Below are 19,608 nucleotides of genomic sequence, written 5' to 3'. Positions count from 1 at the left end.
GCGCGAAATGCGGTTAAAGATGGCAATGGAAGATCGAATCCCCCACAGTCCGGTTGCGGTTCCCGGACCCCAGAACCTCCATCCAGCCGGGGCGGTCGGCTGCGGCGGGGTGATAGACCTCCATCCGGCCACCGTCGATATCATAGGTGAAGGCCTGTTGCGGACCGACCGTCTGGCTGTCCAGAAACGCCCCCCGTCCGGCATCATTGCCTGCGAACCACTGATGGGCATGCAGGTGAAACACATGTGTTTCCTTGGGCCCGGCATGGAAATTCCGAAACACCACCGGATCATTCAGATAGGAATGATGCACATTAGACGGGTCGTCCGAATATTGTTCCAACAGGGCAGGATCGCCATTGGCCCATGAGGTGAGGAAGAATTCCTCGTAAAAACACTCGGCGCAATTGGCCGAAGGACCGATGCCCTTGCGGTTGGCCAGAAGCACGGTGCCCATGCCCGAGGCGCCATAGTTGATCGCAAACCCGTCACGCGCCCCGGCAAGCTGGGAAAAATTCGCCAGCTCCTCGAAATTGCGGGTATAGAAGCTTTTCAGCTCGTCATGAAAGAAAACCGAGAATTCGCGGAACGCCGCCGGGGGCTTCTTGTCGCCTTCGCGCGGATCATCGGCATGGGCCGGGTTGGCGACAACCGCGTTCAGATCGGAATGCACGATCTCATAGGCCGTGCCGCCCCGCGACTGCAGAAAGCCCAGAACCGGAATGCCGTTCTGGTCAACGGTCGTGTCATAGGCGGTCAGATCAAAGGCACCCGATGCCGCTTCCACCAACTTGCCCAGGCTGGTCAGACGGTCGCGGAATGCCTCGAAAGCGGCGGGGCTAAGCTGGCTGCGATACCAACTGGTGCCCGCCTTCTGCGCGACCACAGCACCGAACAGCCCATGGGTCAGCGACCCGCCGTCGCCCTCGCCCCCCGAAGGCGCGGCGGTCGAGGTCAGGAAAAAAGGCCCCTCGCGCTCGATCCGATAATAGCAGTTGATCGGGGTGTTCGCGGGAACAGCCCTTAGCCCCAGACAGGCCGCGTCGACAACCTGGCCTTCGGGCGCAAAGGCCTGCAACCCCTGCACCGCAAAATTCAGACCGCGGCTGCGGGGCCAGTTCTGATCCGGCTCTTCGGCTTCGGCCGACGGCCCGGCCGAAGGACAAAGCGCATCGCCAAGCGTCACGGTCTCGCTGTCGGAAACATGAGGCCGGACATTGGTCCAGTCCTGCCCGCGCTGATCGTTATTACGGCAGAAACTCGACGACAGATCAGGCTGGTTTGGCAGCAGCAGGTTCGTCAGGCGGATGTGCAACGTATCGCCGACATTGGCGCGCAGCACCATCGGTCGAGGCCGCTTGCAGTCCTTCAGCCGCACCTGCCCCGCCTGCAAAGCGCCCGTCACCGTTTCGGTGCCCAAGCGGGAATCGCAATCTTCAGCCGTTGCTGCAAGGATCGGCGTCTCCATCGGCACGACATCTCGCCGAAGCGCGAAGATCATCCCGAAGGGGTTGAAAGAACCGAAACGGTTATAGACCAGCATCTGATCCATCGCCACGACATCGGCACAGATCGTGCGCCCGCCACCATCAGGTGCAGCGGACTGCAAAGCCGCACAGTCCATCGGGCCACCGTCGACAGGGGCCTTGCCTTGCTCGGCAAGCGAAATGCCGGGTGCAATCAGAAAAGCAATGGCGAAAAACGAAGGTCTTAGCATTATCGACCTCACTCAACAGATGGAAAAACACTGGACCGAGTCAGAGAAAATGCAGCAGAAAAGCGTATTCTTTAAGAAACATATTACACAAAAATCATTGATTCTCTAGGGTCAGGATTCATAACCAGTAGATGACGGTTGCTGCGAGGGCGATTGCCGAGAGGAAGATCTTAGGTGTTCAGTCCCGGCATCTGGTGGATCGGGTTGAGAATGAATCTGTCTGGCTCGGATGTCCAGATCTTGCAGATGTATTCATAAGGCGTGAGGCCGCCGAGGGTCTTGAGCCGCCGGGCGAAATTGTAAGCGTCCATGAAGTCGGCGAGATGGGTGCGGAGCTGGTTGTGGTCTTCGTAATAGAAGCGTTTTACCGTTGCGTCTTTGATCGTGCGGTTCATCCGCTCGACCTGGCCATTGGTCCAAGGGTGGTTTGGCTTCGTGAGGCGGTGCTCGATACCGTTGGCCTCGCAGATCATGTCGAAGCGCATGGGCCGGGAAGAGATGGTGTTACGATTCCGCGGCTGCTCGGCGAACTGAATGCCGTTGTCGGTGAGAATGGTGTGGACCTGATAGGGCACTGCTTCAAGCATGTGTTGCAGGAACTCCCAGGCCGTCTTCCTATCCGCCTTATCGACGAGCTGGGTCACGGCAAACTTGCTTGTGCGGTCGATGCCGACGAACAGAAATAGCTTTCCCTCAGCAGTCTGCACTTTCTGGCGCGCGGGGCAGCCAGGCATCGACGGTGAGGCTGGCGATTGGCTGACCCATACGATGGTCACGACAACGGCCAACGATCTGGTCAAGCCAGTGCATCCGACACGGATGCCGGTGATCCTGGACGAGCAGGATTATGACACCTGGCTCGCTGGCAGCGCCGAGGATGCTGCGCGTCTCCTGCGACCGTTTCCCTCTGATCGAATGCAGATTGTCTGTGAGGGGATCGGGATCACGGCGGATGCCGCCGCCGTAGACGATCTGTAAGCGGTGGACTCTGCGCCGAACGGCGGTCGCCACCTGTCTGGGAGCGAACCGCGCATCGACTCCATCGGCCGACGCAAGACGGCCCTAACCGGCCAGTCGATCATCACAGGTGCTGTCCGGCGGCATGCGTCGAAGCGGCCGCTCAGACGCCGTGCAGCAAGATCATAACCGCCACGGCGGTTCGGCAGATGTTGAAAGGCTCGGATGTAGCGGCCATCCAGACGTCGGTTAGCGACCCGGCGCTCTCTGCCGCTCAACCCCATTGACCCAGCGCCCGGTCTTGGCCATCACTGACCTCTCGGCCTTATGTCATTATACCAACGCGACTATTTCTGGCGGGCCCGCAACCGCAATCCTATGGTGCCTGTATGATTTCCTTTTCCGCGAGCCCTTCCCGAGCGCCAACATCATTGCGTTGCGGCTTCTTTATTCCCTTATATCGGGACATAATCCATTGGAGGCAGTTGTCGCGGACGCTGTTGTAGTGGCTCCATCTGTCAGGCCAGAGGTTGAGGCGGGAGAGGTGGTCGGCGCTTGTGTGCTCGATGAAGGAGTGAATAGCCGTGAGCCGGTGCCGCTTTTCGAGGAGATTGACCGCGCGGCGGCGTGCCTGGGAGCTCTGGAGCTCGAGGCGCGTAACGCCGCTTGTCTGCCCGGGCAGTTCCACCAAGGCTTCTTTGAGATATCGCCCGCAGAAAGTGTCGAGGTCGGTGACTTCGGTCAGCGTGAGAAGTGCCCCGGATTCGAAACGCTCTTGCAGGTCTACGCCGCGGGCGTCTGCCCAGAGATACAGGTACATCAGCGCCCGAAGATCATTGTGCAGCGTATTCGGCTGACTTCCTGAGGGGCGGCGCTTCGATACGATCCAGTATGTCGCCGATTGCAGCGGTAGGCCCGTCGCCACACGGACGAGAAACGGCATGCGCTCTCCGTCGGCGAATTTCGCCCATCGTACTGCATATGGGTTTCGGGTGTTTTTTGACAAGAATCAGCGTTCCGCCCTAACCTAACAGCAAGCTGTAGAGCGACGACGAATTTGTCAAGAAAAAGAGCGCTGTAAAACAGCGCTCTAGCACAGGAAATTTTACAAAATCTGCTGCGTTCCGGCCTAGAACGGGATTTCGTCGTCGAAGCCGCCGCGGCCAGCGCCGCCGCTCTGGCTGCCGCCCGAGGAGGCCCCGCCGCCATAGGACGGGCCGTCGTCGTAACCGCCGCCGCCATAGCCGCCGCCCGATGCGCCGCCACCGCCACCGCCACCGCCGCCCTCGCGGCCGTCAAGCAGCGTCAGCTCGCCGCGGAACGGGCGCAGCACGACTTCGGTCGAATAGCGGTCGGCGCCCGACTGGTCCTGCCATTTGCGGGTTTCGAGCTGGCCTTCGATATAGACCTTGGAGCCCTTGCGCAGGTACTGCTCCGCAATCTTCGCCAGGTTTTCGTTCAGGATTGCGACCGAATGCCATTCGGTGCGCTCCTTGCGCTCGCCCGAGGCGCGGTCGCGCCAGGTCTCGGAGGTGGCGATGCGCAGGTTGCACACCTTGCCGCCGTTCGCAAAGGTACGCACCTCGGGGTCGCGCCCCAGGTTGCCCACCAGAATGACCTTGTTCACCGATCCTGCCATATCCGACATCCTCTCCGGTCGTGCGTTCCGTTCTGGACAGCCCGCGCGGCCGGAACCGGCGCGCGGATGCTCTGGGCTGCTGAGACCACAGGCGAGCGCGGAGTGTCAACGCCGAAATCCCGCGCGGGCGGCCTCAATGCCCTGCAGGCGCCCGGCGCAGGAGCCCGATCAGCGGATTGACGACATAAAGCGCCAGCGGGATCAGCACGCAGCCGAAGACGATGCCGAAAATGCCGTCGCACAGCGCCGTCACCGCCCAGGAGACCGCCGGCGCCCATGCCGCGGAAACCCGGTGCGCGGCCGCCTCCGCCAGATGGTGGATCGCGTCATAGGGCGCGGCCCAGAAGGTGGCGGCCGCGCCATGCAGCACAATATTGCCGCCGACCCAGAGCATCGCCGCCGTGCCCACCACCGTGAGCACCCGCATGAATACCGGCATCGCCCGCACCAGCCCGCGCCCGAAGCTGCGCGTCAGGCCGAAGCGCGCATTCTGCGCGAGCCACAGGCCGATGTCGTCCATCTTCACGATCAGCGCCACGCCGCCATAAACCGCCGCGGTGATGCCGATGCCGACCACGGCGAGCACCAGCGCCTCCATCCACAGCGGCTGGCCCTGCGGCAGCGCGGCAAGCGCAATCGTCATGATCTCGGCCGAGAGGATGAAATCCGTCTTTACTGCACCCGCGACCTTGGCCTGCTCCAGATGCTCCGCGCTGCCGGTCTCGGCGCCTTCCTCATGCGCCGCATGCGGGACCAGCGCATGAAAGACCTTCTCCGCCCCCTCGAAGCACAGATAGGCGCCACCGATCATCAGCAGCGGCGTGATCGCCCAGGGCGCGAAGGCCGAAAGCAGCAGCGCCAGCGGCAGGAGGATCAGCAGCTTGTTGCGGATCGAGCCGAGCGCGATCTTGCCCACGATCGGCAATTCCCGCGCGGCGGCAAAGCCATGCACATATTTGGGCGTGACCGCGGCATCGTCGATCACCGCGCCCGCAGCCTTCGCCCCCGCCTTCGCGGCCTGCCCCGCCACATCATCGACCGAAGCCGCCGCGATCTTGGCGATCCCCGCCACATCGTCCAGCAGCGCGAGCAAACCACTCATATGCACCTCTCCGTTTCCGTCAGCGTAACCTCTAGGAACAGCGCTGACAATCGGCGCCGACTCGGGCTATAAACGCGCAATATCGGAACATTTCAGGACCTGTCGATGCCATTGTCCCTGCCTGCCCGCGTGCCGCTCGCGATTGGCGCCATCTTCCGCAACGAAGGTCCCTATATCCTGGAATGGATCGCGCATCACCGGCTGCTGGGCATCGAGGCGATCTATATTTGCGACAATCTGAGCGACGATGGCTCCACGGAGCTTCTGGCGGCGCTGGACCAGGCGGGGGTGATCACCCATATCCCCTTCCCCGTGCCGGTCGCGGCGCAGCTCCCGGCCTATACCAAAATCCTGCATACGCATGGCGCGGAGGCGGAATGGTTCGCGCTGATCGACGCCGATGAATTTATCGAGCCGATGCCCGGGCAGCCGCCGCTGCAAGACTGGCTCAGGGCGCTGCCTGCGGATGTGGGGGTGGTGGCGCTGAACTGGCTGGTCTTCGGCTCCTCCGGGCGCGAGAGCGCCGGGCGCGGCACGGTGACGGCCCGGTTCGAGCGCGGCACCGCCAAGGCCGGCGGCATGAACCGCTACTACAAATCCATCGTGCGCACAGGCGCGATCCGCGGCTTCGACAACCCGCATCACCCGGTCCCGCGCGAGGGCTTCCGCAGCGTCGACAGCGCGGGCGCGCCGCTGCGCGTGGCCGAGAGCAGCGGGCTTGCGAAATCCTATGTCTGGGGGGTGGCGCGGCTGCGCCACTACATCATCAAATCGCGCGCGGAATTCATCCACAAGAAGATGGCGCGCGGCCGCGCCACCCGCGCCGACCGCCTGCGCGACCTCGACTTCTTCGACAAGGTCGATATGGACGACGCGAGCTTCCCGATGGCCCCCGGCTATCAGGCCCGGCTGCAGGCCGAAATCGCCACGCTGCGAGGGCGGCTGCGCGGGGTGCCACGGCGGAGCCGGTATCTCGATCGCTCCGTCACCCGGCTCGCGCCGCGCCCGGGCGCGGCGCCCGCGCGGCAGCCCCTGCGCGCGCGCGCCCTCTTGCACCGCTTCTGGCGATGGTCCAAAAGGCTAGGCAAGCGCTGAAAGGATATTCGCCATGCTCGATACCACTGCGAAACCCACCGAAGAAATCGACGTGCGCGAGGTCTTCGGCATCGACAGCGACATGAAGGTCAAGGGCTTTGCCGACCGCACCGACCGGGTGCCGGATCTGGACCACACCTACAAGTTCGATCAGGATACCACGCTCGCCATTCTGGCCGGTTTCGCCTACAACCGCCGCGTGATGATCCAGGGCTATCACGGCACCGGCAAATCCACCCATATCGAGCAGGTCGCGGCGCGGCTGAACTGGCCCACCGTGCGAGTGAACCTCGACAGCCATGTGAGCCGGATCGACCTGATCGGCAAGGATGCGATCAAGCTGGTCGACGGCAAGCAGGTGACGGTGTTCCAGGAGGGGATTCTGCCCTGGGCGCTGCGCAACCCGGCCGCGATCATCTTCGACGAATATGACGCCGGGCGCGCCGATGTGATGTTCGTGATCCAGCGCGTGCTGGAGGCCGACGGCAAGCTGACGCTGCTGGACCAGAACGAGGTGATCACGCCGCACCCGTATTTCCGCCTGTTCGCCACCGCGAACACCGTGGGCCTGGGCGACACCACCGGCCTCTATCACGGCACCCAGCAGATCAACCAGGGCCAGATGGACCGCTGGTCGCTGGTGGCGACGCTGAACTACCTGAGCCACGATGCCGAAGTGGCGATCGTGCTCTCCAAGGCGCCGCATTACAACACCGAGAAAGGCCGCAAGCAGATCAACCAGATGGTGCATGTGGCAGCTCTGACCCGGCAGGCGTTCATGGCGGGCGATCTGTCCACGGTGATGAGCCCGCGCACGGTGATCGCCTGGGCGCAGAACGCCGAGATCTTCCGCAACATCGGCTATGCCTTCCGGCTGACCTTCCTCAACAAATGCGACGAGCTGGAGCGCTCCACCGTGGCCGAGTTCTACCAGCGCCTGTTCGACGAGGAACTGCCGGAATCGGCGGCGGTGATCGCCGGAAGATGAGAGCTGCCCTGACGATGCTCCTGCTGCTGTGGCCCGCGCTGGCCACGGCCCAGCAGGAGGCTGCGCCGGCGCAGGCCCCCACGCCCACGCTCGATGCCGCCTATACCGGCGAGGACCTCGCCTATTGCGCGGGAATGCTGAGCAAGCTGCGCGAGCTCGATCCGGGCATGGTCTCGGTGATTTCGCCCAAGATCGACGCCTATCTGATGGCCGAGGCCGAAACCCGCACCAAGGGCTGGAGCCTGGGCTTCCCGCTGAAGCGCGCCGAAAGCCGCGGCGCCGCCGATGCGAAATCGCTGATGGGCCAGAGCGGCATGCTGGATTTCGGCGCGAAGGCCTCCGGCCCCGAAGGCGCGGGCGGCGGGCTTGCCCAATGCTGGACCATGGTCGAGCCCTTCTTGCGGCGCGCCCAGTAAAGCCCGGACGCGCCTCGGAGGCATGGCTCAGCGCGCGGCCTTGGTAGCGTTGCCCCACCAGATCACATCGCCCAGCAGCGCCTTGGCCGAGCCCTCCAGATGGGCCGCAATCTCCGCCATGTCGCCGTTCTTGCCGAGGGGCGAGACCGCGAAGAAATCGCCGCCGCCGATATGGACGGCATTGCGCACCGGCACCATCTGCAGCTCCACCGCCACGAGGCGCAGATGCTCGACCGCGCGCGCGGCCCCCACGCCGCCGTAACCCACCGCGCCCATCGGCTTCTTGCCCCATTCGACATAGGCCTGATCGAGCGCGTTCTTCAGCGATCCGGTCATCGAATGGTTGTATTCGGCGGTGATGAAGATGTAGCCGTCAAACCCGCCGATCTTCTTTTGCCAGGCCACGGCCTCAGGCGATTTCGACGGCACCCAGGCGTTCGAGGCCGCCTCGTCGAACAGCGGCAGGTTGAAATCGCGCAGGTCCACCAGCTCGAAATTCACCTCCGGGTGCGTCTTTTTCGCGAAATCGAAGAACCAGGCCGCGGGTTTGTCTGCGAAGCGCGCAGCCCGCGTGGATCCGATGATGATCGCGATGTTCAGCTTGTCACTCATATCCGTACTCCCTCGCCCATGCCGGGCCATTGATATGCGCCGAAGATAGACCCGCAACGTGACAAGGCGAGAAAAGTTTCTGCGCGCCGCTGCACCGCGGCGGTGCGATCCGGGCGCGATGCCCCTTGCCCGGCGCGGTGCGGGGTGCTTTACCTGAGCCATGAAGAAGCCCGCCGACAACCCCGCCGATCCGTTCAAACGCGCCCTCGCCGAGGCGACGAAAACGCTTGCCCATGCCCCGGAGCTGACCGTGACCTATTCGGTCGATCCGGCGGGCCTCTCGGGCGAGACGATGCGCCTGCCGCAGGTGAGCCGGCGGATGACGCGCGAGGAGGTGCTTCTGGCCCGGGGCACGGCGGATGCGCTGGCACTGCGCCAGCGCCACCACGATGCATCGGTGGCAAACCGCTATCTGCCGCAGGGCGAGATGGCGCGTGCGCTCTATGAGACGATGGAGAGCGCGCGCTGCGAGGCCCTGGGCGCGCGCGACATGCCGGGCACGCTCACCAATATCGACGCCAAGATCGCGCAGGAGGCGGAGCGGCGCGGCTATGCCCAGATGCGCAGCCAGTCCGAGGCGCCGCTGGCGGTGGCGGCGGGCTATCTGGTGCGCGAGATGGCCACGGGGCGCAAGCTGCCCGCGGGGGCCGATCATGTGCTCGATCTGTGGCGCCCGTTCCTCGAGCAATCGGCGGGCAGCGCGCTCGATCAGGTGGGGGCGCTGCTGGCCGACCAGACGGCCTTTGCCAAGCTCAGCCGGCAGGTGATTTCCGATCTCGGCTATGGCGACCAGCTGGGCGAGGACCCGGACGACCAGATGGACGATCAGGCCGACGACGAGGACGCCGAGAACGACCCCGAGACCGGCGACCAGCAGGACCAGTCCCAGGAGGAGCAGGAGGACAGCGACGCCTCCTCCGAGCGCTCGCAGGAGGAGCAGCAGGACCAGAAGCAGGCCGCGGCCACGATGGACGAGACCACGGACGACGACCTCGGCGAGGAAGTCGACATGCCGCAGTCCGACAGCCCGCCCGAGCCGCCCGCGCCGCCCCCGGCGTCGGCCGCCGATCCGCTCTACCGGGTGTTCACCACCGAATATGACGAGGAGATCCGCGCGGAGGATCTGGCCGAGCCGGTGGAGCTCGAGCGCCTGCGCGCCTATCTGGACCAGCAGCTGGAGCCGCTGAAGGGCGCGGTGAGCCGCCTTGCCAACAAGCTGCAGCGCCGCCTGCAGGCGCAGCAGAACCGCAGCTGGGAATTCGACCGCGAGGAAGGCACGCTCGATGCCGGGCGGCTCGCGCGCGTGGTGGCGAACCCGACGACACCGCTCAGCTTCAAGATCGAGAAGGACACCGAGTTCCGCGACACGGTGGTGACCCTGCTGCTCGACAATTCGGGCTCCATGCGCGGCCGCCCGATTTCCATCGCCGCGATCTGCGCCGATGTGCTGGCGCGCACGCTGGAGCGCTGCTCGGTCAAGACCGAGATCCTCGGCTTCACCACCCGCGCCTGGAAGGGCGGCCAGTCGCGCGAGAAATGGCTCGCGCAGGGGCGCCCGCAATCGCCGGGGCGGCTGAACGACCTGCGCCACATCATCTACAAATCCGCCGATGCGCCCTGGCGGCGGGTGCGCTCGAACCTCGGGCTGATGATGAAGGAAGGCCTGCTGAAGGAGAACATCGACGGCGAGGCGCTGGAATGGGCGCACCGGCGCATGCTCGGGCGGCCCGAGGCGCGCAAGATCCTGATGGTGATCTCGGATGGCGCCCCGGTCGATGACAGCACGCTGTCGGTCAATCCGGCGGTGTTTCTGGAAAAGCACCTGCGCGACGTGATCGCCATGGTGGAGCGGCGCAAGGCGGTGGAGCTGATCGCGATCGGCATCGGCCACGACGTGACCCGCTACTATCAGCGCGCGGTGACGATCACCGATGTGGAGCAGCTCGCGGGCGCGATGACGGAGCAGCTTGCCTCGCTGTTTGACGCGGATCCGCGCGCGCGGGCGCGGGCTCTTGGGCGGACGGCACGCTGATGTTTCAGGATTTTTCGGCGAAAACCTCGCCCGAGACCGGGGCCGCGCGGCTGGCCGCGCTGCGTGCCGCCATGGCGGAAGCGGGCGTCGATGCCTTCATCGTGCCGCGCGCCGATGCCTGGCAGGGCGAATACGTAACTGAAGCTGACGCCCGCCTCGCCTGGCTTACCGGCTTCACCGGATCGGCCGGGTTCTGTATTGCCACCGCGGCGCGCGCGGGTGTGTTCGTGGATGGCCGCTACCGGGTACAGGTGCGCGCGGAGGTGGACCTTGCGGCCTATACCCCGGTGGACTGGCCCGAGGTGAAGCCCGGCCCCTGGCTGCGCGAGGCCCTGGCCGATGGCGGGCGCGTGGGCTTCGATCCCTGGCTGCATACCCGCGCACAGATCGAAGAGATCGCCCGCGCGCTGGAGGGATCCGGGATCGCGCTGGTGGAATGCGCGAACCTGGTGGATGCGGTCTGGCCCGGCCGCCCTGCCCCGGCCGCGGCCCCGATCCGGCTGCACCCGCCCGAATTCGCAGGCGAAACCAGCGCCGAGAAGCGCCGCCGCCTTGGCGCCGCGCTGGCGGCCGATGCGGCCGTGATCACCTTGCCGGATTCGATCTGCTGGCTGCTGAACATCCGCGGAGCCGATGTGCCGCGCAACCCGATCGTACAGGGCTTCGCGGTGCTGCACCGCGATGGCCGGGTGGATCTGTTCGTGGATCCGGCGAAGGCCGGCCCGGAGATTGCGGCGGCTCTGGGCCCGGAGGTCTCGCTCCATCCCATCGCGGGCTTCACCGCGGCGCTCGCGGCGCTCACCGGGCGGGTGCAGGTGGATCCGGGCTCCGCGCCCCTTGCCGTCTGGCATGCGATCAGGGCGGAGGCCCTGGCGGGGGAGGATCCCTGCATCCTGCCCAAGGCGCAGAAGAACCCGGCCGAAATCGCCGGGATGGAGGCCGCGCATCTGCGCGACGGCGCGGCCATGGTCGAGTTCCTCAGCTGGCTGGACCGGGAGGCCCCGAACGGCGGGCTGACCGAGATCGACGTCGTGCGCGCGCTCGAAGGCTTCCGCGCCGCGACCAATGCGCTGATGGACATCAGCTTCGACACGATCTGCGGCGCGGGCCCGAATGGCGCGATCGTGCATTACCGGGTCAACGAACAGACCAACCGCCCGGTCACGCCCGGAGAGATCCTGCTGGTGGATTCGGGCGCCCAGTATATCGACGGCACCACCGACATCACCCGTACCGTCGCCGTGGGCCCGGTGCCGGAGGCCGCGCGCGAGCCCTTCACCCGGGTGCTGCGCGGCACCATCGCCATCGCCCGCGCGCGCTGGCCGCGGGGGCTTGCCGGGCGCGATCTGGATGCGCTGGCGCGCGCGCCGCTCTGGGCTGCGGGGCTGGATTACGACCACGGCACCGGCCATGGCGTGGGCGCGGCGCTTTGCGTGCATGAGGGGCCGGCGCGGCTCTCGCGCGTGTCGGAGGTGCCGCTGGTGCCGGGCATGATCCTGTCGGACGAGCCGGGCTATTACCGCGAAGGCGCCTTCGGCATCCGGCTGGAGAACCTGGTGCTGGTGGAGCCCGCGCTGCCGCTGGGCGACATGCAGCGCCGGATGCTGTGCTTGCGCAACCTCACCTGGGTGCCCTTCGACACGCGCCTCGTGATCCCCGCGCTCCTCTCCGAAGAGGAACGCGGCTGGCTCAACACCTATCATGCCGAGGTGCGCACCCGGATCGGGCCGCTCGTCGGGCCGGAGGCGCTGGCCTGGCTGGACCGGGCCTGCGCGCCGATCTAGCCCATCACCTGCTTCGCGGCGCGTGCGATGATGATCTCCTCGTTCGTCGGGATCACCAGCACCCGCACCCGCCCGGCGCCGATATCGCGCGCGGCCTGAGCATTGGCGGCGGCGTCGATGCTCAGGCCGAGCCAGTCCATGCCCGCGCAGGCCTGCGCGCGCACAGGGGCCGAGTTCTCGCCGATCCCGCCACAGAACACCACGCCATCGAGCCCGCCCATGGAGGCCGCGAGCGCCGCCATCTCGCGCCGGATCCGGTGGCAGAAATAGGCGATCGCCTCGGCCGCATGCGGATCGTCCGATCCCTCCAGCGTGCGCATGTCGTTCGACACGCCCGACATGCCGAGCAGCCCGGATTGCTTATAGAGCAGGTCGGTCAGCTGGCCGGCATCCATGCCCTCGTTCTGCAGCATATAGAGCAGCACGCCCGGGTCGATCTGGCCGCTGCGGGTGCCCATCGGCAGGCCATCGAGCGCCGAGAAGCCCATGGTCGAATCCACCGACCGGCCGCCGGAAATCGCGCACATGGAGGCGCCCGAGCCCAGATGCGCCACCACCACCCGCCCGGCATGGAGCGCAGGCTCCGTGCGCGCAAGCTCGCCCGCGATATAATCGTAGCTCAGCCCGTGGAAGCCATAGCGCCGCACGCCGCGCGCATAATAGGCATGCGGCAGCGCATAGGTATCGTTCACGAAATCATGGCCACGGTGAAAGGCGGTATCGAAGCAGGCGATCTGCGGCGTGCCCGGGAACAGCTCCGCCGCGGCCCGCACGCCCGCGAGGTTGTGCGGCTGGTGCAGCGGCGCGAAGGGGGCGAGGCGCGCGAGGTCTTTCATCGTCTCCTCATCGAGGCGCACCGGCGCGGCATGGCTGATGCCGCCATGCACCACCCGGTGCCCGATCACCACCACCTCCAGCCCCGGGAAATCCGCGCGGAACACTTCCAACGCGGTACGCAGCGCCTGGGTATTGGTGGCGAAGGCCTTCGGCGCATGGTCAGGCATCGGCAGGCCGCGGCCCTTGGCATCATGGATCTTCATCGCCGCCTCGCGCCGGCCGATGCGGTCCACATGGCACATGGCCAGCGTCGAGAGATCCTCGGCAAACAGCCCGAGCTTCAGCGAGGAGGAGCCGGAGTTGACGGTCAGGATCGCCTTCATTGCGTGCTCCGGTGATGGTGGATCGCGGCCACGGCGCAGGAGGCGAGCCGCGCCTTGGCGCTGTCGGAGCGTGAATTCAGGATCACCGGCACCTTCGCGCCCAGCACCAGCCCCGCCCCTTCGGCATGGCTGATATAGGCCAGCTGCTTGGCCAGCATGTTGCCCGCGTCGATCCCGGGCACCACCAGCACCTCGGCCCGGCCCGCGACCGCGCTCTTGATGCCCTTCGTGCGCGCGGCACCGAGGTCGACCGCATTGTCCATCGCCAGCGGCCCGTCCACCATGCCGCCGCGGATCTGGCCGCGCTCGGCCATTTTCGAAAGCAGCGCCGCGTCGATCGAGGATGGGATCGCGGGGTTCACCGTCTCCACCGCCGACAGCACGCCCACCTTCGGCATCTCGATCCCGAGCGAGAGCGCGAGGTCGATCGCGTTCTGTACGATATCGACCTTGGTCGCGAGATCGGGCGCGATATTGATCGCAGCATCAGTAACCAGAAGCGGATGCTCCACCCCCGGCACATCCATCACGAACACATGGGTGAACCGCCGCCCGATCCGCAGGCCACGGGCCCGGTCCAGCATCGGATGCAGCAGCGCATCGGTATGCAGATGCCCCTTCATCACCGCATGCGCGCGGCCCACATTCACCAGATCGACGGCACAGGCCGCGGCCTCCTCGTCGGATCCGGTCGCGATCACCTCGCAGCCCGCGAGCGACTTGCCCATGCCGCGCGCGATAGCGGCGATCTTGTCGGCATTGCCGATCAGGATCGGGGCGATCAGGTGCCGCTCCGCCGCCAGGAGCGCGCCGCCCAGAGATTGCTCCTCCTCCGGGCAAACCACTGCTGTAAGCAGATCGGGCAGCGCCTCGGCCTGTTCGATCATCGCATCGAAATGGCGGTGGCGCTGCACCACCAGCCCCGGCACCTCCACATCGTCGAACCGGAGCTTCACCGGCGGCGCCGAGACCCGCGCGGCCCCGCTCAGCACGACCTTGTCATCCGCGATCCGCCGCACTTCGGTGGCGAGCGCCACCGTGCCATCGGGGTCCTTGTCGCTCACGGTGATGCGGGTGATGAGCTCGTCTCCGGCCGAGACCAGCTCGTGAAACTCCAGCGTCTGCGCCCGGTAGCGCGTGCCCGGCCCCGGCAGCAGGTTGCCCAGCACCGCCGAAATCAGCGAGGCCACGAACATCCCCGGCGCAGTGGCATCGGGGCGCCCGTCGCCATCGCCGTCGCGGTCCGACAGGTGAACCGGATTGTGGTTCCCCGAGGCCGCGGCGAAGGCATAGAAATCGTCGACCGTACACAGCCGCCGCAGCTCGGCGGTCATGCCGGGCTGCAGTTCTTCCCAGGTCAGGCTTTCCAGAATCATCCCGCTCTCCTTGCGCTCGCGTCATGATCCGCGAGAATGGCGCGATTGCGAAACGATTTTGCTGCGTCGCGGCATCGGACCGCAGGCGCGCCCCATCGGCAGCCCCATCGGCAGCATCGCGCGGCCCCGGGGCGCCGCCCTCTTTTCCCGCCGCGCATTCGGGCTTATGACAGGTCAAAAGCATCGGAGGAGAACATGGCACTCGAACAGGCAGTGGCGGCGCTGGAAGCGCTGCTCGGCACCCGGCTCAGCGCCAAGCGCGCGGACCGCAACGCCCATGGCGCCTCGGAAACCTGGTATCCGCTCACGCCGCCCGATGTCGTGGCCTGGCCGGAGACCACGGCCGAGGTCTCGGAGATCGTGAAGATCTGCGCGCGCGAGGGCGTGGCGATTACGGCCTGGGGCGCGGGCACCTCGCTCGAGGGCCATGCGCTGCCGGTGCAGGGCGGCGTCGTGCTCGACATGTCGCGGATGGACAAGATCCTCGAGACCGATACCGAGGACCGGCTGGTACGGCTGCAGCCCGGGGTGACGCGGGTCGCGCTCAACGACGACCTGCGCGCGACGGGGCTGTTCTTCCCGGTGGATCCGGGCGCCAATGCGACGCTGGGCGGCATGGCCGCCACGCGCGCCTCCGGCACCACCGCGGTGCGCTACGGCACGATGCGCGACAATACCGCCGCGCTGGAGGTGGTTCTGGCCGACGGGCGGATCATCCACACCGGATCGGGCGCGGTGAAATCCTCCTCGGGCTACGATCTGACCGCGCTGTTCCTCGGCTCCGAAGGCACGCTCGGGATCATCACCGAGCTCACGCTGCGCCTGCATGGCCAGCCCGAGGCGGTGTCCTCCGCGGTCTGCGCCTTCGATACGCTGGAGGCGGCGGTGGAAACCGTGCAGCTGACCATCCAGATGGGCATCCCGATGGCGCGCATCGAATTCGTCGATGCCGAGGTCGCGCGGGTGTTCAACAAGATCAACGGCACCCAGATGCCCGAAAAGCCGCATCTGCTGATCGAGTTCAACGGATCGGAATCGGCTGTGGCCGAGGACAGCCGCCGCTTCGGCGAGGTGGTGGAGGAGATGGGCGGCGCCGATTTCCAATGGGCCACCACCACCGAGGACCGCAACCGGCTGTGGAAGATGCGCCATCAGGCCTATTCCTCCTGCGTGGCCTCGCGCCCGGGCTGCATGGGGCTGGTGACGGATATCTGCGTGCCGATCTCGCGGCTGGCGGAATCGGTCGAGCGCGCGCGCGACATGATCGCCGCCGCCGGGCTGGTGGGGCCGATCCTGGGCCATGTCGGCGATGGCAATTTCCACGCGATCCTGCTGCTGGACCGCGACAACCCGCAGGAGCTCGAAACCGCGCGCGATCTGGCGCATGATCTCGCCGCGATGGCGCTGGAAATGCATGGCACGATCACGGGCGAGCATGGCGTGGGCCTTGGCAAGCGCGGCCTGATGGCCGAGGAGCATGGCGAGGCCTGGAACGTGATGGGCGAGATCAAGCGCGCGCTGGATCCGAAGGGGATCCTGAACCCGGGCAAGGTCGTGCCCGATGCGGAGCCGGTCTGATGGGGCTGGCATCGCCCGAGGAGCTGCCGCGCGCCTTCGCCCATACCTGGGGCGCGCGCGATGCGGTGGCGCTCTCCGACCTGTTCACCCGGGATGCGGAATTCCTGAGCCTGACCGGCGGTATCGCCGAGGGCCGCGACCAGATCGCCGAGCTGCTTGCGGGCGAGCTTGCGGGCGCCTTCTCCCGCGCGCGCCTGGTGACGGGCAAGACCCGGGTGCGGCCGGTGGGCACCGAGGTGGTGGTGCTCTCGCAGCGCTTCGTGCTTTCGGGGATCGTGAATGCCGATGGCACCGACGCGGGCCGCATCGGCGCGCTGCTCTGCGCGACGATGGGCCATTATGAGAGCGGCTGGGAGATCGTGGCCGCGCAGTTCGTCGTCGAGGCCTGATCAGCCGCGCTCCGGATCGAAGCGCAAAAGCCGCAGCGCATTCAGCGTGACCAGCACCGTTGCCCCCGTATCCGCCAGAATCGCGGGCCACAGGCCGGTGATGCCGAGCACCGTGGTGACGAGGAACACCCCCTTCAGCCCGAGCGCGATCGCGATGTTCTGACGGACATTGGCCATCGCCCCGCGCGCGAGGCGGATCTGGGCGGGCACGTCGCGCACCCGGTCGCGCAGGAGCGCCGCATCCGCGGTTTCCAGCGCGACATCGGTGCCCGAGCCCATCGCCACCCCGACATCGGCCTGCTTCAGCGCCGGGGCATCGTTGATGCCATCGCCGATCATCATCACGCCGCCCTCGGCCGAAAGCGCGCGGATCGCGGCGAGCTTGTCCTCAGGCATCATCCCGGCCTTGTATTCCAGCCCGAGGCCGCTTGCGATCGCAGCGGCGGTGCGGGGGTTGTCGCCGGTGAGCATGGTCGCGCCGAGCCCCATAGCGCGCAGCTCCGCAATGGCCTGGGCGGCATCGGCGCGCGGCTCGTCGCGCAGCGCGACCAGCCCGAGCATCCGCCCGCCATGGTGCACCGTGACCACCGTCTTGCCCTCGGCCTGCAACGCCGTGACCTCCGCATTCGCGGCCTCGGGGGCCGAAACCATGGCCTCCGCGCCCGCGATCAGCGCCACCGCGCCCTTGCCCGGGATCGCGCGCGCCTCGGTCGCGGGCGGGGGCGCAATCCCCGCCGCCGCGGCATGGGCGAGGATCGCGCGGCCGAGCGGATGGCTCGATGCCGCCTCCACCCCGGCGGCGATGCGCAGCAATTCCGCCGGATCGGCGGAGATCACATCCGTCACCACCGGGGTGCCGCGGGTGAGCGTGCCGGTCTTGTCAAAGGCCACATGGCGCACCCGTGCCGCGGTTTCGACCACCGCGCCGCCCTTCATCAGCAGCCCGCGCCGCGCCCCCGTGGCCAGCGCCGAGGCCATGGCCGCGGGCACCGAAATCACCAGCGCGCAGGGGCAGCCGATCAGCAGGAGCGCCAGCCCGCGATAGAGCCAGGTGCCCCAATCGCCCCCCATCGCCAGCGGCGGCACCAGCACCACGAGGAGCGCCGCGCCCACCACTGCGGGCATGTACCAGCGGCTGAACCGGTCGATGAAGCGCTCGGTCGGCGCGCGGGCCTCCTCGGCCTCCTCCACCAGGCGGATGATGCGCGCGATGGTATTGTCGGCGGCGGCACGAGTGACGCGGATGCGCAGCGCGGCCTCGGTGTTGATCGACCCGGCATGGACGGCATCCCCAGGCCCGCAAAGCCGCGGCACGCTCTCGCCGGTGACGGGGCTCTCATCGACACCCGAAAGCCCCTCGACGATCTCGCCATCGGCCGGGATCCGGTCTCCGGGGCGTACGCGCACCACCTGCCCCGGCGCCAGCGTGGCGGCTGGCACGGTGCGGGCGGTGTCGCCCTCCTCCAGCAGGGCTTCGGTCGGGACAAGGGCCGACAGCGCCCGGATGCCCTGCCGCGCGCGCCCCGCCGCCACCCCTTCAAGGAGCTCGCCGAGCGCGAAGAGGAACACCACCACCGCCGCCTCCTCGGCCGCACCGATGGCCAGCGCGCCCACCGCGGCGATGGTCATCAGGGCCTCGATGGTGAAGGGCTGCCCGAGGCGCAGCGCCGCGAAGGCGCGCCGCGCGACCGGGATCAGCCCGAGCAGGCAGGCCAGAACGAACGCCGCATCGCCCAGCCGGGGCACCAGCCAGCCGATGCCCCAGGCCAGCGCCAGCACCGCCCCCGTGGCCAGCAGGATCCGCCCCTTCGCGCTCCGGTACCAGACGGTATCCAGCGGCCCGTGATCGTGGCCATGCCCGCCCGCAGAGTGCCCCCCGTGATCTTTGCCTTCATGATCTTGGGCTTCATGATCCCCGGCGCCGTGGTCATGCCCGCCGTGATCATGATCGTGGGGATCGTGGTGCGCAGGCGCACCCGCTCCCAGCCCATAGCCCAGCGACCGCACCACCTCCTCCACCCGTTCGCGCGGGGTCTCCGAAGGATCGAGCGTGAGCGTCAGCTTCTCCGACATCAGCCGCACATTCACCTGCTGCACCCCCGGCAGGCGGCCGACCGCATCGCGGACCTTCTGCGCGCAGCCCGCGCAGTCCATCCCCGTCACCTGCCATTCGCAGTGGATTTCGTCTTTTGCCATGCTCGTCTCCGGCCCTATTGATCCAGCCGACTCACACTCTAATCTCTCTAGCAACTATAGCTTCAAGGGGCGTTTCATGCGCACGATCGGAAAACTGGCGGAGGCGACCGGAGTGAAGGTGCCGACGATCCGCTATTACGAGCAGATCGGCCTGCTGCCCGCGCCGGAGCGCAGCGCCGGGAACCAGCGCCTCTACGGCAAGGGCCAGCTGGAGCGGCTACGCTTCGTGCGCCATGCGCGCGAGCTGGGCTTTCCGCTGGAGGCGATCCGCGACCTGCTGTCGCTCTCGGACCGGCCCGAGCAATCCTGCGCGGCGGCCGATGGCATCGCGCGCGCGCAGCTTGGCGCGGTGCGGGCGCGGATCGCGCAGCTGCGCGCGCTGGAGGGGGAGCTGGAGCGCATGGTCGCGCAATGCGCGCATGGCGCGATCCGCGATTGCCGGGTGATCGAGGTTCTGGGGGACCATACGCTCTGCGCGCATGACCACGCGCAGACGGAGGCGTAAGGGCCTGCCTCTTGCCCGCCCCCGCGCTCCGGCTGCGCGAGACGTCCGTCCGGGCAGGCTCC

The 19,608-nt window shown here is 67.1% G+C and carries 17 protein-coding genes and 1 pseudogene; 9 read left to right on the top strand and 9 right to left on the bottom strand.

Annotated features, from left to right (window positions below):
- Nucleotides 1–13: 13 nt before the first annotated feature.
- Both ACOMG5_RS11940 and ACOMG5_RS11935 read right to left on the bottom strand, forming a co-directional pair.
- Nucleotides 14–1,717 (bottom strand): hypothetical protein, encoded by a 1,704-nt coding sequence (locus tag ACOMG5_RS11940; RefSeq protein WP_420344026.1) that lies wholly within the window; start codon nucleotides 1,715–1,717, stop codon nucleotides 14–16.
- A gap of 170 nt (nucleotides 1,718–1,887) precedes the next feature.
- Nucleotides 1,888–2,427, bottom strand: a pseudogene (locus tag ACOMG5_RS11935) (integrase core domain-containing protein); the annotation flags it as partial.
- A gap of 58 nt (nucleotides 2,428–2,485) precedes the next feature.
- Between ACOMG5_RS11935 and ACOMG5_RS11930 the strand changes: the two are divergent.
- Entirely contained in the window at nucleotides 2,486–2,695 is a 210-nt protein-coding gene (locus ACOMG5_RS11930) for an SOS response-associated peptidase family protein (RefSeq protein WP_420344025.1), read from the top strand.
- Between the two features lie 355 nt (nucleotides 2,696–3,050).
- On the opposite strand, the gene ACOMG5_RS11925 is transcribed toward ACOMG5_RS11930, so the two are convergent.
- The 3 genes from ACOMG5_RS11925 to ACOMG5_RS11915 form a co-directional block, all read right to left on the bottom strand.
- Complete coding sequence (locus ACOMG5_RS11925) at nucleotides 3,051–3,617, bottom strand: hypothetical protein (RefSeq protein ID WP_420344024.1); 567 nt, start codon at nucleotides 3,615–3,617, stop codon at nucleotides 3,051–3,053.
- A 186-nt stretch (nucleotides 3,618–3,803) separates the two neighbouring features.
- Entirely contained in the window at nucleotides 3,804–4,313 is a 510-nt protein-coding gene (gene ssb, locus ACOMG5_RS11920; protein WP_420344023.1) for a single-stranded DNA-binding protein, read from the bottom strand.
- Nucleotides 4,314–4,446: 133 nt separating this feature from the next.
- Nucleotides 4,447–5,415, bottom strand: coding sequence for a DUF808 domain-containing protein (locus ACOMG5_RS11915; protein WP_420344022.1), 969 nt, complete (start codon nucleotides 5,413–5,415; stop codon nucleotides 4,447–4,449).
- Between the two features lie 105 nt (nucleotides 5,416–5,520).
- On the opposite strand from ACOMG5_RS11915, the gene ACOMG5_RS11910 reads away from it, so the two are divergent.
- Genes ACOMG5_RS11910 through ACOMG5_RS11900 form a run of 3 tightly spaced genes read left to right on the top strand, consistent with a single transcriptional unit; the run spans nucleotide 5,521 to nucleotide 7,914 of the window.
- The gene (locus ACOMG5_RS11910; RefSeq protein ID WP_420344021.1) at nucleotides 5,521–6,510 is read left to right on the top strand and encodes a glycosyltransferase family 2 protein; all 990 of its coding nucleotides are present in this window, start codon (nucleotides 5,521–5,523) and stop codon (nucleotides 6,508–6,510) included.
- Between the two features lie 13 nt (nucleotides 6,511–6,523).
- A complete protein-coding gene (gene cobS / locus ACOMG5_RS11905) occupies nucleotides 6,524–7,498 on the top strand; it encodes a cobaltochelatase subunit CobS (protein ID WP_420344020.1) in 975 nt (324 codons plus the stop codon).
- 14 nt (nucleotides 7,499–7,512) lie between these two features.
- Nucleotides 7,513–7,914 (top strand): hypothetical protein, encoded by a 402-nt coding sequence (locus tag ACOMG5_RS11900; RefSeq protein WP_420344019.1) that lies wholly within the window; start codon nucleotides 7,513–7,515, stop codon nucleotides 7,912–7,914.
- A 27-nt stretch (nucleotides 7,915–7,941) separates the two neighbouring features.
- Here the strand turns inward: ACOMG5_RS11900 and ACOMG5_RS11895 are convergent, their stop codons facing one another.
- Nucleotides 7,942–8,526 carry an NADPH-dependent FMN reductase gene (locus ACOMG5_RS11895; protein WP_420344018.1) on the bottom strand — a complete coding sequence of 195 codons (585 nt, stop codon included), beginning with the start codon at nucleotides 8,524–8,526 and terminating at the stop codon, nucleotides 7,942–7,944.
- A 160-nt stretch (nucleotides 8,527–8,686) separates the two neighbouring features.
- On the opposite strand from ACOMG5_RS11895, the gene cobT reads away from it, so the two are divergent.
- Together cobT and ACOMG5_RS11885 are read left to right on the top strand one after the other, a co-directional pair.
- Nucleotides 8,687–10,558 (top strand): cobaltochelatase subunit CobT, encoded by a 1,872-nt coding sequence (gene cobT, locus ACOMG5_RS11890; protein ID WP_420344017.1) that lies wholly within the window; start codon nucleotides 8,687–8,689, stop codon nucleotides 10,556–10,558.
- Nucleotides 10,558–12,342 (top strand): aminopeptidase P family protein, encoded by a 1,785-nt coding sequence (locus ACOMG5_RS11885; protein WP_420344016.1) that lies wholly within the window; start codon nucleotides 10,558–10,560, stop codon nucleotides 12,340–12,342. Before cobT ends, ACOMG5_RS11885 begins: the two co-directional genes overlap by 1 nt.
- On the opposite strand, the gene ACOMG5_RS11880 is transcribed toward ACOMG5_RS11885, so the two are convergent.
- Together ACOMG5_RS11880 and ACOMG5_RS11875 are read right to left on the bottom strand one after the other, a co-directional pair.
- Nucleotides 12,339–13,502, bottom strand: a complete 1,164-nt coding sequence (locus ACOMG5_RS11880) for an acetate/propionate family kinase (RefSeq protein ID WP_420344015.1) — start codon at nucleotides 13,500–13,502, stop codon at nucleotides 12,339–12,341. The two genes, ACOMG5_RS11885 and ACOMG5_RS11880, sit on opposite strands and share 4 nt — an antisense overlap.
- Nucleotides 13,499–14,878: a bifunctional enoyl-CoA hydratase/phosphate acetyltransferase gene (locus ACOMG5_RS11875; RefSeq protein ID WP_420344014.1), complete on the bottom strand. Its 1,380-nt coding sequence runs from the start codon at nucleotides 14,876–14,878 to the stop codon at nucleotides 13,499–13,501. Before ACOMG5_RS11875 ends, ACOMG5_RS11880 begins: the two co-directional genes overlap by 4 nt.
- 195 nt (nucleotides 14,879–15,073) lie before the next feature.
- On the opposite strand from ACOMG5_RS11875, the gene ACOMG5_RS11870 reads away from it, so the two are divergent.
- Together ACOMG5_RS11870 and ACOMG5_RS11865 are read left to right on the top strand one after the other, a co-directional pair.
- Complete coding sequence (locus ACOMG5_RS11870) at nucleotides 15,074–16,456, top strand: FAD-binding oxidoreductase (RefSeq protein ID WP_420344013.1); 1,383 nt, start codon at nucleotides 15,074–15,076, stop codon at nucleotides 16,454–16,456.
- Nucleotides 16,456–16,845 (top strand): YybH family protein, encoded by a 390-nt coding sequence (locus tag ACOMG5_RS11865; RefSeq protein ID WP_420344012.1) that lies wholly within the window; start codon nucleotides 16,456–16,458, stop codon nucleotides 16,843–16,845. Before ACOMG5_RS11870 ends, ACOMG5_RS11865 begins: the two co-directional genes overlap by 1 nt.
- Here the strand turns inward: ACOMG5_RS11865 and ACOMG5_RS11860 are convergent, their stop codons facing one another.
- Nucleotides 16,846–19,041 carry a heavy metal translocating P-type ATPase gene (locus ACOMG5_RS11860; RefSeq protein ID WP_420344011.1) on the bottom strand — a complete coding sequence of 732 codons (2,196 nt, stop codon included), beginning with the start codon at nucleotides 19,039–19,041 and terminating at the stop codon, nucleotides 16,846–16,848.
- A gap of 76 nt (nucleotides 19,042–19,117) precedes the next feature.
- Between ACOMG5_RS11860 and ACOMG5_RS11855 the strand changes: the two genes are divergently transcribed.
- Complete coding sequence (locus ACOMG5_RS11855; RefSeq protein WP_420344010.1) at nucleotides 19,118–19,546, top strand: MerR family transcriptional regulator; 429 nt, start codon at nucleotides 19,118–19,120, stop codon at nucleotides 19,544–19,546.
- The last annotated feature ends 62 nt before the right edge of the window (nucleotides 19,547–19,608 follow it).

Origin of the sequence: Paenirhodobacter sp. (genome assembly GCF_041916475.1) — a bacterium.
Classification (GTDB): domain Bacteria; phylum Pseudomonadota; class Alphaproteobacteria; order Rhodobacterales; family Rhodobacteraceae; genus Rhodobacter.
Note: the sequence above shows the minus strand (reverse complement) of the source record. Positions and strands in the feature narration are given on the sequence as shown.

Coding starts and splice junctions, on each gene's coding strand:
- ACOMG5_RS11930 (WP_420344025.1), top strand. CDS start 2,486: ATGGTCACGACAACGGCCAACGATCTGGTCAAGCCAGTGCATCCGACA.
- ACOMG5_RS11860 (WP_420344011.1), bottom strand. CDS start 19,041: ATGGCAAAAGACGAAATCCACTGCGAATGGCAGGTGACGGGGATGGAC.
- cobS (WP_420344020.1), top strand. CDS start 6,524: ATGCTCGATACCACTGCGAAACCCACCGAAGAAATCGACGTGCGCGAG.
- ACOMG5_RS11870 (WP_420344013.1), top strand. CDS start 15,074: ATGGCACTCGAACAGGCAGTGGCGGCGCTGGAAGCGCTGCTCGGCACC.
- ACOMG5_RS11865 (WP_420344012.1), top strand. CDS start 16,456: ATGGGGCTGGCATCGCCCGAGGAGCTGCCGCGCGCCTTCGCCCATACC.
- ACOMG5_RS11855 (WP_420344010.1), top strand. CDS start 19,118: ATGCGCACGATCGGAAAACTGGCGGAGGCGACCGGAGTGAAGGTGCCG.
- ACOMG5_RS11895 (WP_420344018.1), bottom strand. CDS start 8,526: ATGAGTGACAAGCTGAACATCGCGATCATCATCGGATCCACGCGGGCT.
- ACOMG5_RS11875 (WP_420344014.1), bottom strand. CDS start 14,878: ATGATTCTGGAAAGCCTGACCTGGGAAGAACTGCAGCCCGGCATGACC.
- ACOMG5_RS11880 (WP_420344015.1), bottom strand. CDS start 13,502: ATGAAGGCGATCCTGACCGTCAACTCCGGCTCCTCCTCGCTGAAGCTC.
- ACOMG5_RS11900 (WP_420344019.1), top strand. CDS start 7,513: ATGCTCCTGCTGCTGTGGCCCGCGCTGGCCACGGCCCAGCAGGAGGCT.
- ACOMG5_RS11915 (WP_420344022.1), bottom strand. CDS start 5,415: ATGAGTGGTTTGCTCGCGCTGCTGGACGATGTGGCGGGGATCGCCAAG.
- ACOMG5_RS11910 (WP_420344021.1), top strand. CDS start 5,521: ATGCCATTGTCCCTGCCTGCCCGCGTGCCGCTCGCGATTGGCGCCATC.
- ACOMG5_RS11925 (WP_420344024.1), bottom strand. CDS start 3,617: ATGCCGTTTCTCGTCCGTGTGGCGACGGGCCTACCGCTGCAATCGGCG.
- ACOMG5_RS11885 (WP_420344016.1), top strand. CDS start 10,558: ATGTTTCAGGATTTTTCGGCGAAAACCTCGCCCGAGACCGGGGCCGCG.
- ACOMG5_RS11940 (WP_420344026.1), bottom strand. CDS start 1,717: ATGCTAAGACCTTCGTTTTTCGCCATTGCTTTTCTGATTGCACCCGGC.
- ssb (WP_420344023.1), bottom strand. CDS start 4,313: ATGGCAGGATCGGTGAACAAGGTCATTCTGGTGGGCAACCTGGGGCGC.
- cobT (WP_420344017.1), top strand. CDS start 8,687: ATGAAGAAGCCCGCCGACAACCCCGCCGATCCGTTCAAACGCGCCCTC.